The sequence below is a fragment of the Tunturibacter psychrotolerans genome (assembly GCF_040359615.1).
In the GTDB taxonomy this organism is placed as follows: domain Bacteria; phylum Acidobacteriota; class Terriglobia; order Terriglobales; family Acidobacteriaceae; genus Edaphobacter; species Edaphobacter psychrotolerans.
This window is the reverse complement of sequence record NZ_CP132942.1, coordinates 2,479,432-2,493,438: the sequence shown is the minus strand read 5'-3', so window position 1 is coordinate 2,493,438 and position 14,007 is coordinate 2,479,432. Positions and strand designations below refer to the sequence as shown.

The window sequence follows — 14,007 nt, the reverse complement described above, 5'->3', positions numbered from 1 at the left end:
GGCAACAGCCCTTAGCTACAGAGATGCCTTGCTACGAGGCATCAAAAATCTGCAGCAGCAGTTTGCGCAGGGGTCACTCACTGCCCGGCAGCTCGCAACGTTGTTCATAGAACGCATCCACGCTTTAGGTCAGCAGGCCCTGCTATACATTCGGTGCTTGAACTGAACCCTGACGCCCTGGCGATCGCCGCGAAGCTCGATGGCGAGTCCACGAACGACCCTCTGCACGGCATTCCAATTTTGGTGAAAGATAAGATCGACACTGGTGATCGCATGCTTACCAGCGTAGGCTCGCTGGCTTTGACCGAGCCTGCGCCCCATGATGCAGAGGTTGTCACACGCCTGCGTACTGCGGGTGCATTGATCCTCGGTAAGACAAATCCAAGCGAATAGGTCAACTTTCGTGGCCAAACGGGATAAGCGGATGGAGTGCACGCGGCGGCCAGACTCACAATCCATAGTATTGGAACTGAGCCCTTGTAGCTGCGCGGGTTCTGCTCCGGCAGTGGCTGCCGGTTTTGCTGTGGCGGCAATTGGTACGTAGACCGACGGGTCGATCCTCTGTCCTGCCTCGATGAACGGCATGGTTGGCATCAAGCCGACGTTGGGCTTGGTCATCCGTGCGGGTCTCGTCCCGCTCAGCCCAAGCCAGGATACAGCGGGCCTAGGGCACGCAACATGACAGATGCTGCCACAGTGCTCAGTGCGATTGCCGGGAGTGATCCTCGCGATCCCAACAACCGATGCCGACCGACACGCAGAAGATTACCGTCGTTCCTCGATGCTAATGGGCTTAAGAGGAAACGGTGCTGAGGTACGAATTCAAGGACGCGATTCAGAGCTATTTCTCCAATCACCCGAGGCTGAAAGTAAGAAGTCTGTCGGACGTGATTGCGTTCAATCGAGGTGATGCGTCCCGCGAGATGCCACGGTTTATCCAGGATTTGCTGGAGCAGGTACATACAGACCAGGCTTATATCGATGCCCAGGCAAAAGCCAAGCGCTTGTCCGGTTCGAAGGCATCAATGCAGCATAGGGGAGGCACCATCTGGATGCATTACTCGCACCTACGGTGGGGTCCAGCCTTCGTGATAGATCCTGTGCTCGGCGATCCGGCCATTCGAAATCCATCTCAGGCCGCAGCGATTGCCGGGTATCTATCAATTCCCGTGCCCGCCAGCTTCGTGCACGAACTACCTATTCGCATTATCTTTTTTGGCGCAAAGTGGAGTGAACCGACACCAATCTCGAATGCTTACGGATTCCAGCAACATGCAAAACCATGGCAGACACTCCGCTATATAGACTCTGTCGCTGGAAAGCCGTTCGCCCACTCGACACGGCGATGAAAGGCGAAAAAGATGAATCCCCCGAAAACCGGGATCGATAAGTAACGGACGTGGGTACGGGAAATAAATATCGACCATTCGTTACTCACGCGATGGCTGAACAAATTGATCGCTCCAAGAGTGACTCCTACAATCTTCGAATCGGCAGGTTTGAGAATTGAGGGCTGTCAGCATAACGTCCACCCAGCGTATAAGGCGCGCAGTAAACCCTGCCAAAGAATATTGAAACGATCATGAAAGTATGATCGACGCGAAGACCGGAGCTATCGATGGAGCGAGGGTTTGAGTACCCTCCAATGAATGTGGCCAGTCCATCGCCAAAGTCGGTCCCGTTTGCGCTGGGCAAAGGAAACGCGTTGAGGATCTGCTGGAAGCCGGCAGAGGCATTTTGCCGCACCGCCAGGAAAGTGCCGAGCCGTTGTTTTCTGGAACTTGATGTGGTCGTCAACTCTATAGCGTGACGCGACTGGCTTCTATTGAGGTTGGAATGAAATTTTACTCATCCTGGAATAAATGCGCCGACTTCCGCATTTCTCCACCGATTCTGAAAAAAGACAGTGGAGGTTCAGGTTACCAGCCAATCGCTACGAGTAGCGTCTTGGGCGAGTTGCAGCTTACGTCGGATGAGTATCCACCATTATCATCATAGGGAAAAGTGTACTGCTGGCCGTTGATGGCAATCTGATGGAGGAACTTCCCGTAGTAGCTGAAGGGTTCTGTTTGATAGAACTCACTCGGGTTGCCCCACAAGCCCTGATTCTCGAGTGAGCCGTTCGGGTTGAAGGTTCCGGCAACTCCTCCCACATGGCGGTAGATCGCCGCGGAGAGGCCAGGGAAGGCACCCAAGCCGTCGCCATTGGGAATCGCCGGTGGAGTAGCGGTAATTCCATTGACTGCCCATAGCTGGTCGATCCAGTCGTTGTAGTAGGTTACGTATGGACCGCCGGTATCGAACCCACCGTCGCCCGGAGAGACAATCCGATAAGGAGCTTGTACCTGCGCGAGTGTTTGGAAGTTTGCGGGTACAGCATTGAGATAGCGTTGGAACGTACTCGCTCGTGATTCCGCAAATGCTCCAGCATCCTCTCCGATCGCAATATTGGTGCCGTCGCCACAGGTCAGCTTAAAGGCATTCTTAATGCCAAAATTGTCGACTCTGGTCGTGTCCATATTGATGAAGTAGGTCGTGGTGCCGTTCCCGGCTAGACCGATGGTGTACTCCAAGAAGTCAGAATAGTTGTTTTCGTTCTGGCCCGGTGTCCCGAGATAGATAGGGATTCGCCCGGATGCGCCGGAAGGCAGCTGCAAGATAGGTTGTGCGGCAATCGAATTTGTCACAGTAACGCCATTAATAGTCGCGCTCCAGAACACTTGATCGTCAGGGTATTGGCCATTGGTCCGATTCAGGAACTTCACTACGAGCACCGCACCAGCAGCAGTTGGTGGCATGTTGCTGGCATCCCAGAATGGCGTGGCATTTCCGAGAACCAGAGATGTTGCGCTCACGGGGCCACCTACAGTCGTTCTGCCGTTCGGGCTGTTTGCCTGAACGATGTAGTAATAGGTCGTCGCCGCTGTGACTACGGCGTCATTGTAAAAATTGGACTTTGTGGTGCCAACCAGGGTCGTACCGGATGGAGTGAAGTTCGCTGTGGTGCTGCGATAGACATTGTAGGTCACCGGCGCGGGCGCGGTGCTTGCAGGGAACGTGAGGTCGATCTCATTGGGGGACGTTGCAGTCGCTATCAACTGAGTTGGCGGCGCGAGCGTCGTGGAGCTGATTTGAGGGGAGAACTGCGATGAAACGCCATCCTCATCTGTCGCCTGAACGACGTAGTAATAGGTAGAAGATGCCGGAAGGATAGTGTTGAAGAAGACAGGATTCACCAGGTTGACAGCGATCTCGTTGCTCAGCGAGGGAACAAACCCGCTCCCAGTGCTGCCGTAAATATTGTAGGTGATGTTGGTGCAGTTTGCTGGCGGTGTGATCGCGGCCCAACTTAGTCCGATGGCGCTCGAAGATGCAGCAGTTGCCATAAAACCGGCGGGGGCCACAGTGGGTACTGAGATACAGGAGTTGGCCGGATTTGTCGTAGCACTTACCTGTGCCGAGGGCCCCGATGCGCCATCTACATCCACCGCTTCTACGACGTAGTAATAGGTCGAAGAAGCAGCGAGTCCAGTGTTCGAATAAGACAAGTCGGTAAGGCCGCTCGCGATGAGATTGGATGTGGAAGGAGTAAAACCGCTCGTTGTACTTCCGTACAGGTTGTACGTGACGGGGCAATTCGGCGGAGGAGTGACCGTCTGCCATTTCAGGTTAATGATGCTGGGAGACGTTGCTTGCGCGGTGAGCCCAGTGGGTGCAGCCGCGGGTAGCAGCGTGCAACCACTGGGTATTCCGCGTATCTCAACGCCGCTGGATTTAGGTTGATCCGCGGACCCTCTTATGTACTTGATTACGATCTGTCCCTGCGGATTCGCCGTTGCCGTGAAGGGTTCGACCAGAGCGATGTTCTGGCCACCGGCCTCTTGAAAGATATCCAGACTGGAAAGGACCGTGGTTCCGTTGATCGCGACACTGAAGACGCGGTCACCAACGGCAGGAAAATAGGTTTCTGCAAAGTGCAGCAGAACGGTATAAGAGGCACCGGACTGCAGACCGGGAATTGTATAGCTAAATGCGCCATTCCTCTCCGTCTGGTACACCGCTTCCGGAGCAGCGTTGGTTACTCCAGCGACCGTAACGGCTGCACCTGAGGCCGATGTCCCGCCAGTGTCATAGAACTCGTCGGCAACGAAAGACGCATCACCACCGTTAGCGTTGCTTACAGCCGGCCCCCCTGAGTGGATCGCAATAATCTCCGATAAAGCTGCCGCGGTAGTCGTGTCCTTAACCTGAGCAGAAGGCGCCGAGTTCCCCGCACCATCGACCGCTTCGATGACGTAGAAGTAAGTAGTCGACGCAGCCAGGCCAGTACTGGTGTAAAGCGTCGAGGTAATTCCGCTGGCCATGAGATTGGCCTGCGACGGCACAAAGCCGCTCGTCGTGGCGGCGTAGACGTTATAGGTGTTGGTGCAACCAGCCGGAGCTGTGTCCGCTGTCCAGGCCAAGCTGATGCTGCTGACAGAGGCAGCATTCGCAGCCAACCCATTAGGCTGCGCAGGCACAGTAGTGCAAGCCGGAGGGGGCGACGAGGCTGACAGAGTCGTCGCACTCGCTTGTACAGAAGCCGCGGAATTGCCAGCAGCGTCCACTGCCTCCACCACGTAATAATAGGTCGTGGAAGCCGTTAGGCCGCTATCGGTAAACGAAGTGGCCGTCTGGCCGGACGCGATCTGGTTGCTTGACGTGGGCGTGAAGCCGGACGTTGTGCTGCGGTAGACGTTGTAACTTATGGTGCATGAAGATCCAGCAAAGCCGACACTCCAACTCACACCGATCTGGCTGGATGAGTTCGCTGTTGCGACGAGGGAACCGGGAATATTCGGGGCGGCGCTGCAACCAGTACTGCCGCCTGCGGTGACAGTCACGGTCGCCGTTGGACTGGTCGTGGAGCCAGCTGCATTTGTCACTACAACTGCAAAGCTGTTGCCGCTATTCTGTGTCGTGAGGGGCGAGGTTGTATAGGTTGCGGCGGTCGCCCCGGAGATGGAACCGCCACTGCTCTGCCACTGGTATGTTAGCGGCGCGGTGCCTGCCGCCGTCACGCTGAAGGTCGCCGTCTGTCCAGTTGTAACGGTGATCGAGGCAGGTGGGACAGTAATGGTGGGTTTTGTTGGTGGTTCGGTTTGAGAGCCGCCTGTTGAAGGTCCGCCGGTAGAAGCACCCCCACCGCAACCGCTGAACAGAGCCACGCCGAACGCGCACATCGCCAACATGAGCTGTACGGGATACCGCCTCTTCCTGCTAAAAAAGCACAGCGCTACCGCCAGCATTGCCCCTGGGAACAACGGCCCCAGGTTGTTGTGTAGTTCAGCCGACCCCGGAGGAAGGTTCGGCGTTTCCACAATCAGCGAAAAGGTCGTGGTGTGATTCAAAGAGCCAGTCGATGCAGTAACAGTAATCATTGAAGTCGCCATTTGAGGTGGTGGAGGCTGCACACCACACCCAGTGAGCAGTGTCAGGCAGGCTACGCTTACCGCAAGTAGCATGAGCTGCAGACCGCGCCGCTTTCTTCTGCCGAAGAGATACAACGCTACTGCCAACACCGAGCCTGGGAACAACGGACCGGATTTATAGCCGGCAGTCGAGGATGCCGTGGTGGTATTTACGGTCAACGTTGAGACCATATTGCCTGTCGACGTAACAGTGGTGGGAGAGAAACTGCAGGTGGCGTCGCTGGGCAGATCAGAGCAGGTGAGGTTAACAGTTGCGGTGGGGGTAAATCCGTTTTGCGGCGTCAACGTGACCGTCTCTGTCCCGCTACTGCCTGCGTTCACCGTAAGCGATGCTGCAGAGACACCGAGCGCAAAGTCCGGCGTTGCAGGCGCAGATCCGGCGGCTGTCATAGCACTGGATTGATTCGAGGCCGTCGATGCGCCGTCCCCGTCGACTGCCTCCACCACGTAGTAATACGTCGTCGACGCAGCGAGGCCGGTGTTGGAGTAGCTGGTTCCCGTGACTCCGGCAGCAAGCAGATTAGTCGCAGACGGAGTGAAGCCAGCGGTTGTGCCGCCGTAGACGTTGTAAGAGGCGACCGAGCAGTTAGTCGGTGCGGTCACTGCCGTCCAGTTCAGTCCAATGGAGCTGGACGAAGTCGCAGCAGCCGTCAACCCCGTCGGTGCTTTTGGAACACTGGTGCATGACGTCGGGGCCAGCGTCTGCGCGCTGACCTGTACAGAAGGAGCCGAGGCGCCCGCAGTGTCATCCGCCTCCACAATGTAGTAGTAGGTTGTCGCTGCTGTCAGTCCCCGGTCTGTAAACGCGGTACCGGTCTGGGACGTATTCACCTGATTGCTCACTGCAGGCGTGAACCCGGCGGTCGTGCTGCGATACACGTTGTAACTCACCGGACAGGCCGATCCAGCCATGCTGCCACCCCAGGTCAGAGAGATCTGGCTCGGAGAGGTCGCAATCGCTGCCGGCATTCCTGGTGTAGTTGGTATCGCACTGCAACTGCCGCCGGTACCTCCGCCGCCGGTGGAGTTGTTGGTCACAGTGAGGACAGCGGAGTTGCTGGTTACAGTGCCACTTCCGTTGGTAGCCGACACCCTGAAAGACGAGTCGTTATCAGTAGCGATGGTTGGCGGCGTGGTATAGGTAGCGTCCGTCGCGCCAGCGATTGCGGTTCCGTTCCTGAGCCATTGATAACTTGGCGTCGGCGTACCGGCAGCAACTACCGTGAACGTTGCTGCTTCTCCTACGGCTACCTTCGTGGATTGCGGGTCTGTTTCGATGACGGGAGCCTGAGTTCCTGACGTACCCGAGCCGGTGGCCTCAGTGCAGAGGGTAGCGCCGGGAAAGTTGTTGGTTACGTTGAAGGTGCTACTACCGTCAAAGTTGACGATCGCGGTCTCGGTCGCATCGTTCGGATCCACGGTGGAGGTCCATGTGCTCCAAGTACCCGGGAAGGCGCAGGACGCGTTGTTGTTGCCGCTGATGCCAAGCGCTTCCGCCTGCGTGGGAATGCGCATATTGATGCTCTTGCAATAGGTAGCAGCACTGACACCGGTGAACTGCGAACCAATCGCGCTATCGGTCTGGATGGTGCGGGTCCAGGTCAGACCAAGCACGTTGTCCATCACCAGTAAGGGGTTGGCAGAGCTGACGGTATAGCGCTCGGTCGGGCCTCCGCAATTAGGGACGTTGTAGACCTGGAACTCGAAGATCGAGTAGCCGAAGTTACCGCTTCGCACCGTCCCTAATATCCGGATATAGCGTGCCTGAACGGTACTAAAGGTGAGGGTCTCGGTGCCGCCCACGCCAGAGTTGTTGGTGGTTGCCACGTTCCACGTCGGATTGGTCGAAGGATCATCATTGGTGTACTGAATCTGGTACTGCGCCGCGTAGGCATTCTCCCAATTAATGATCACCGTGTTGAAGGACTGCCCGGATCCAAGATCCACCTGCAGCCAGGAAGGATCGACGCCTGGGACAGAAGTTGTTGGAGGCGCACCCGCGGTCGCCGATCCCCAGCGGGTGTTCAGGTTGCCATCGACGGCGTTCTCCGCTCCCAGACAACCCGTGCCAGAAAGTGGTGGCGTTGTCGTTGTATCCCTGCATGCGTTTTGTGAGGAGCTGGAAGTTGCTGTCTTATTCAGTGCGAGATTGACGCCTGGAGGCGCAAGCGTCAGCTGCGCTGCTGCACTCGTGACCGGAGCGGCAGCGGCGTTGTTGACCGTCACCGTGTATGCGCCGACATTGGCCGTACTCATGGTGGGGATCGTGTAGGTGATGATGTTGGAGCTCTGCGTGTTGCTGAGAAGGATGGTCGCCGAGCCGCCTTTGGGAGTGAACTGCCACTGATACGTGTAGGGCGCAGAGCCCGCGACCACGGCGGTAAACTGCACCGGCTGATTGGCCGCAACGATCTGATTGGCAGGTGGCGTGGTGATAGTTACCGGCACCGGAGCGTTGACGGTGAGCGTCACCGTTGCTGATTGAAGTTGGTTAACGGGATTGCTGACGACGACATCAATGTTGGCCGTACCGACGGCCGTCAGGATGGGCGTGGTGTAGCTGGGCTGCGGACCGGTTTGGACCTGCACGCCATTCTGAAACCACTGGTAGTTGAGCTGCGGGGAACCAGTCGCAGCTACGGTGAAGGTCGCCGACTGTCCGACGACGACGGTCTGCGCGGCAGGTGGCGTCGTTATGGCGACGCCGGCCGCCGCGTCCACGGTCAGCGTGACCGGAGTCGAGGTAACGTCGCCAAAGTTGCTGTGAATCGCAACTGTGACACTCTCGCCGTTTTGGGCGATAGTAGTCGCCGGTATGGTCAAGGTCGGGCTGGTTTGTCCCGTGACCTCGCTTCCTGCCACAGCCCATTGGTAGCTGAGCGTTCCGGAGCCGCTGGCCGCAACAGTGAAAGTTGCAGGTTGACCCGCCGTTACTGCCGTGTCGACCGGAGGCACGATGATCGCCGGCGGTTGCGACTGAGGAGGAGCCGCTGGCGTAACTGAAGTCAGTTGAACGCTGCCGCTTACAAGCCCCGGCGCCGTCGCCGTCACCGTCACAGTTCCGGGTGTGAAGGTGCTGCGCAGCGCGATCTTCTGCAATCCTCCTTCAAAGTTCAGCTCCGGGTCGCCGGGCGCGTGAAAGAATACGTACGGCTCTCCGTTAATGTCGTTACTGTGCTGCTTCGAAAACGCATCCTGGTAATAAGTGGTCCACGAGGGATCCGCAACAAGCTGCTGTGTGCCGCCCATGTACGTAGCTGGCCCGGACACCGTGAAGGTGACATTGTCCGCTGCGGTCGGTACGACATTGCCGTTTGCGTCCTGCACCTCGGCCTTTACAAAGGCCGCGTCAGAACCATTCGAGGTCCACTGGAAGCTTGTCCCGTCTGGCTTGACTACCTCTGGAACAACGCTAAGGACTATCTTGTTCTCAGCTCCTGCCGTCGTCACCGAGTGGGTCACACCCGGAACCACATTGCCATTCGTGTCCAGACACTCGGCCGTCACCGTGCCCGGTGCCCAGTTCACCATCCAGTGAACCTGGCCAGGCATCACAGTGCTGCTCTGACTCAGATCGGCGTGCGAGTTGATGTTCCAGGGATTGGGAACCTGATCCGCGAGGATCGCTCCCGTCACCGGATCCTTGGCCACGCCGCTAATCAACAGGCGAACCGAGGGACAGTTGCTGAACGCGTTCACCTGAATCGGAGTGCCCGGGGTGTACTCGTAGGCGCGATTCCAATGATGCGCCAGGTGAACCACTGGCTGGATCGCGTAAGGAACCCAGTTTGCCTGGTAGATGTAGTACAGCAGCCGCGGGAAACGGTTCTGATCGACCGACGAGTAACCAAGCGAACGCACAAAGTGCTGCATCGCAGGCTGATTTTGAAACTCCGCCCAAAGACTATCTTCTCCCGGCGTATCGGCAAAGTACCACTGTGCCATCCCAAAGGCATTCGCAGCTTTGCCTTGGCGCCAATCGTCCAGGTACGGCGCAGCAAACGCCAGCTCATAGTCGTACGCGTAGACCGTATTGGCTCCGGTGCCCGTCTGGGTCCCGCGCCCTGTGCCCATATTGTCCCAGTACTCGGCACCAAAAGACGGGTTATTCGGATTCTGATTCTTGACCCCCGTCTCGCAGCCGGCACCGTCGCACTCGCCCATAAAGGCGTACGAAGGCGAGTAGGTGCGATCGGACTGCACCCGCGGATTAATGTTGTCCCACGACGTCTCGATTGACGCAAGCTCATTCGCCAGCGGCTGATTCATGCCACCGTTGTCTTCCTCCCAGTCCAGAATCGAAGGATGGCTGCGATCGCGGATAATCATGTCGCGATGCACCTCCTGCTTTAGTTGAAGATCATCCGCCGACGGGTTGGAGGAGGCATTCCAATGGCCTTCGCCATCTCCGCTGGGTTGGTCGATCATGATGCCGTACGCGTCGGCCGCCTCCACCATCTCTTCACTGCTGGTCGAGTGGCCCGGCCGCCAGACGTTGCCGCCCTGGGCCGCAATCTGCGCCATGTCACGCCACCACTGCTCATCCGGAACCGAGGAGCCGAGCGCCGGATAGTCGTACCGGCTCGAGCCGCCCCACAGATACATCGCATGGCCATTGAAGTAAGGGAAGTTCGCATCCCATGTAATCGTTCGAATTCCCAGCGGGCTCTGGAATGAATCCACCACCACGCCGTTCACACTGACGATGTGGTAGACCTTGTACATATATGGCTTGCCGTAGATCGAGTTATTCGGATACCACAGGGTTGGATTCGGCACCGTAATCAACTGCTGGAACATCGGCGTCTGCGTCGACGGAAACGTGCTCGCAATCATCGCCGCCACCGATTGCGTCACCGGCGGCGCAGTCACCACTACGTTTCCAGTCGCATCCACAATCTGCGTTGTCAACGTGACTTGCTGGGCCGTCGCCGTCTCGTTGACAACGTTCGTCTGCACCTCGACTACCGCCGAAGCCGCTGTCGCCGTGCCCTCCGCGGCCGGCACCTCGGAGACCGTGCCAACATACGTCCCCCAGGTCTTCGTGTTGGAGTACACGTTCAACGGAATATGCACCGGGTTGGTTACATACAGAAACACATTGCGGAACAACCCAGCCATATCCTGGCCGAAACGAAAGGAGTTCGAGAACTGCGGCGTCTCAAACCACGAATCCCCTCTCGACACATCAATCGCAATCACATTGTCGGTAGTCCCGTCGGCCTTTAGATACGGCGTCAGATCAACGACCACCGGAACAAATCCAATCACGTGCGTCGCCTGCGAATCAGCAGCCACCGCGCTGATACCTGGCAACAACACACCATTGCTAAAAACCTGTACTCCGGTGTGCGCTCCTTCAAGATTCAGCAGGAACTTTTGGCCCGCATACTTCGGATCCACCTTGAAGTGCAGCCGATACCAGTTTTCCTGCCCCGTATCAGAGCCTGCCCCGCCCCCCGAGTCTTGATTAATAAACGTTCGCGGTACGTTCGCGTCATAGGGCAGCCCAACCTGCCGCCACGCAGGATCCGTGCTCTCCACAAAACTCGCCGTCGCATACGTCGCTGAGTTCTTCGTATTTTCAAACCACCACTGACTTTGCGGTGCATTCGAGGCCGACGCAGCGTCGCCAACATACTCCGGAACCCCAGCCGATAAATTAATCGTAAGTCGCTGCGACAATGGCAACGTAGCCTCCACCTGTTGCGCGTCCGACCTGCGCGAACAGAACGTAGCCACAAAAAAAAGAACCATCATCAGAAAGAGGAGTGGCCTGGCAGCACTTTCAAAGCGGCTGGGAAGATGTCGATTCTTACAAGTTTGAGAACTGAGTTCTGGATTTGCAAATATCACAATCGAACAGGAGGGGCTTTCGACAACTTCGTACAGGCTAGACATTCAATTCCTCTTTCACCGGATGCGATTGCCCGGACTCTACCTCTAACCAACAGTTACTTGTTGGAGTAAAACAACTAGGGAATGCGCAACACTATGCAAATAGGGACAAGACGGTCCTGGCTTGGTGATGCTAACGAGAGATCAACTGGCAAAGACGGCTGCAACTGCGTGATTGCGGCACTCAAGTACTGTGGAATCTCACCAGATCGATAAAACCACACTCATGGAATGACTTTGAAGAGAGCTCAAAGGCTTTACCTCACTGCCTTTCGCAGCCGCAAGTTTGTAATCCATGCAAGCCGAAGCAAACCTCATCTTCGGCCGAATAAGGTTTCAAAATCTTTAAGCCAAACGAAGACTATGGTTACATTTGGGGACGGTCAAGGATACGAAAGTTGTAGCCTCAAACATAGCTCCCGGACGCGTCTAACGAAGACGTCCTCAATCGTCCGACACCACATGCAGCAGCGAAGCATGCAACCGTCGTCAAATCGGACAATGGATGCCGAGATCCTTGAAGACCATGCACCGCACCATCTGCTTTCGCCGGAGCGAAGCGCTCCTCCTCCACATGAACTCGCCGAAGACTTACCTGGTCAGGGATGATCTGAAGTGAAGGTGTCTTTCAATCGAAAACTTGCGATGTCCTAGATCCGCACGCGAAAGTTTATGGAGGTACAGCCTATGTCTGAAGTTGACGCAGCTACTCTAGTGTGACCGAGCTTCGAGCCGCCGATCACCTGGCCTTGCTCATCTTTGCTCTTGGTGAGACGTTGTGTCTCAAAATGCTCGATGCGCCTATCAGCACGGACACTCTCCGAAATTGTTTGTTCTTCATCTCTGAGCGTTTCAGGGATGAGCTTCAGGGCAGAAACATCTTCGTCGCTTCGGTTGCACAACGCGAGACCTGCGTGAACCGGCTGAGTGGCTCAGAAGCTTTGACGTTTGACCTGTCGCTATGGAGTCGACAGGCGTTTATTAGAAGCCTGTCTGGAACGTGCTGGAAGAGCACTACCATATGGCGCTTGCCAACGCTCAGCACATCAAGGCGATCCCCGACCGTAAGACCGATATGATGGACTACCAGCGGATCGTCGAGTTGCTCCGCCATGGTCTGGTGCGTGGCAGCTATGTTCTATCTCCGGTGATCCGCGACCTGCGTGATCTGACGGAACACGTGGAGCCATTACTGCACGCTCAACGAAGATGGACAAGTAGTGGGCCGGGGCCGATTTCGTACCAGTCCCTCGGGAGTCGAGAAGAGGTTTACCGATCTGCCTCGAGTACGGATCGCGATGGAAGCGGGAACCCATTCGATATGGATCAGCGAACAGCTTGAGGAGCTGGGTCACGAAGTAATCGTGGCGAACGTGAGGGAGCTGCGGGCGATCTCGCACAGTGATCGGGAGAGCGATCAGGTGGACGTGGAGAAGTTGGCGCGCTACGCACGACTCGATCCGAAGATCCTGCGGCTACCGACTTCCGGCATCGTCCACGTTGTGCTTCGCCAAGCGGTGCATGGCAGTGCTGCCGTCAAGTCTAGTTCAGGCACTCGGCCCTGTCCTCGAACAGATCGCCACGATGACGGTGAAGATCAAGCACAATGACCGACTGATCCAGCGGCTTACGGAGACGGAGTGCACCTAAACGCAGGCTCCGATCAAGGTCTGCGGCGTTGGCCAGCTCACGGCACTGACCTATCTTCTGACGCTGGGTTCCAAAGAACGGTTCCAGCGAAGTCGCGATGTCGGCTGCTACCTCGGCCTGCGGCCAAAACGCAGCCAGTCCAGGGATCGAGAGCGCAGCTCGGAATCACCAAAGCTGACAACATCTGCTTAGGCACTCTGCTTGTCGAGGGCGCCAACCGCGTTCTCGGACCGCACGGAAGAGATTCCAGCTTACGACAGTGGGGTCTGCATCTGGTCTCGCGCGGAGGCAAGCAGTCCCGCAATCGGGCCATCGTCGCCGTCGCTCGCAAGCTGGCAGTACTGCTTCATCGCATCTGGATCACCCAGGAGCCATCCCTCCCGTTCCATGGAGTAGCAGACTGAGGAAGGAGATCATGTCGAATTCTTGTGACTGCCCCGCGTCCCGATGATTGCGTGTCGGGTTAGGCTCTGAACGAGGCCGACCGAAAACTGGCAGCATCTCCTTCTCCTTCTGACCCAACCGACACAGGGCTTAGCGGCTCACTTAAGTGCGAATATAAACACGGTGGAGAACAATATGCGGACGAACTACAGAACAACAGGAGCAACTTCTACGCTAGGAAAGAGAAACGGAAAACCCCTTGACGTAAATAACCTGCTCATAGAAAGCAGACTTTGCAGGTAGTTCTGGAGACGGCCGCGACATCCGATCTTCATGTGCATGCCTTTGCCGTCGATGGTCGCCAACCTGGGCGATTCACATGACCGACATGTTTGGATGGATAAATCGGGGGGTTTGAGGAGCATTTGATGTACAAGGGCTGAACTCAGCGGTGACCCGCTGATTCAGAGACATCCAAGGAGGCTCCTCGTGACCAGTATGCCCATCATCGGGTTAGACATCCACAAGGGAGACGATCAGCTATTGCGTGAAGGACGTGAGTGGCACGGTCTTTTCTGAGGGGACTGTTGCTGCGACGAGAGCA

General features: G+C 56.8%; 7 protein-coding genes and 1 pseudogene. 6 read left to right on the top strand and 2 right to left on the bottom strand.

What is annotated here, in order from left to right; translation table 11 throughout:
• Positions 1-120: 120 nt before the first annotated feature.
• The 3 genes and pseudogenes from RBB77_RS10355 to RBB77_RS10345 form a co-directional block, all read left to right on the top strand.
• A pseudogene (locus RBB77_RS10355) lies at positions 121-393 on the top strand (amidase family protein); the annotation flags it as partial.
• A gap of 163 nt (positions 394-556) precedes the next feature.
• On the top strand, positions 557-682 hold the full coding sequence (locus RBB77_RS10350; protein WP_353067611.1) for an amidase family protein: 126 nt from the start codon (positions 557-559) through the stop codon (positions 680-682).
• A gap of 124 nt (positions 683-806) precedes the next feature.
• Entirely contained in the window at positions 807-1,349 is a 543-nt protein-coding gene (locus tag RBB77_RS10345) for a hypothetical protein (RefSeq protein WP_353067094.1), read from the top strand.
• 570 nt (positions 1,350-1,919) lie between these two features.
• Here the strand turns inward: RBB77_RS10345 and RBB77_RS10340 are convergent.
• The gene (locus tag RBB77_RS10340) at positions 1,920-11,231 is read right to left on the bottom strand and encodes an immunoglobulin domain-containing protein (RefSeq protein ID WP_353067092.1); all 9,312 of its coding nucleotides are present in this window, start codon (positions 11,229-11,231) and stop codon (positions 1,920-1,922) included.
• Positions 11,232-12,390: 1,159 nt separating this feature from the next.
• On the opposite strand from RBB77_RS10340, the gene RBB77_RS10335 reads away from it, so the two are divergent.
• The 3 genes from RBB77_RS10335 (at position 12,391) to RBB77_RS10325 (ending at position 13,211) form a co-directional block, all read left to right on the top strand.
• Positions 12,391-12,711 carry a hypothetical protein gene (locus RBB77_RS10335; protein WP_353067091.1) on the top strand — a complete coding sequence of 107 codons (321 nt, stop codon included), beginning with the start codon at positions 12,391-12,393 and terminating at the stop codon, positions 12,709-12,711.
• A 179-nt stretch (positions 12,712-12,890) separates the two neighbouring features.
• Positions 12,891-13,019 (top strand): hypothetical protein, encoded by a 129-nt coding sequence (locus tag RBB77_RS10330; protein WP_353067089.1) that lies wholly within the window; start codon positions 12,891-12,893, stop codon positions 13,017-13,019.
• A gap of 12 nt (positions 13,020-13,031) precedes the next feature.
• A complete protein-coding gene (locus RBB77_RS10325; RefSeq protein ID WP_353067610.1) occupies positions 13,032-13,211 on the top strand; it encodes a transposase in 180 nt (59 codons plus the stop codon).
• 59 nt (positions 13,212-13,270) lie between these two features.
• Here RBB77_RS10325 and RBB77_RS10320 read toward each other — a convergent pair whose 3' ends face one another.
• Positions 13,271-13,408, bottom strand: coding sequence for a hypothetical protein (locus RBB77_RS10320; RefSeq protein WP_353067087.1), 138 nt, complete (start codon positions 13,406-13,408; stop codon positions 13,271-13,273).
• Between the last annotated feature and the right edge of the window lie 599 nt (positions 13,409-14,007).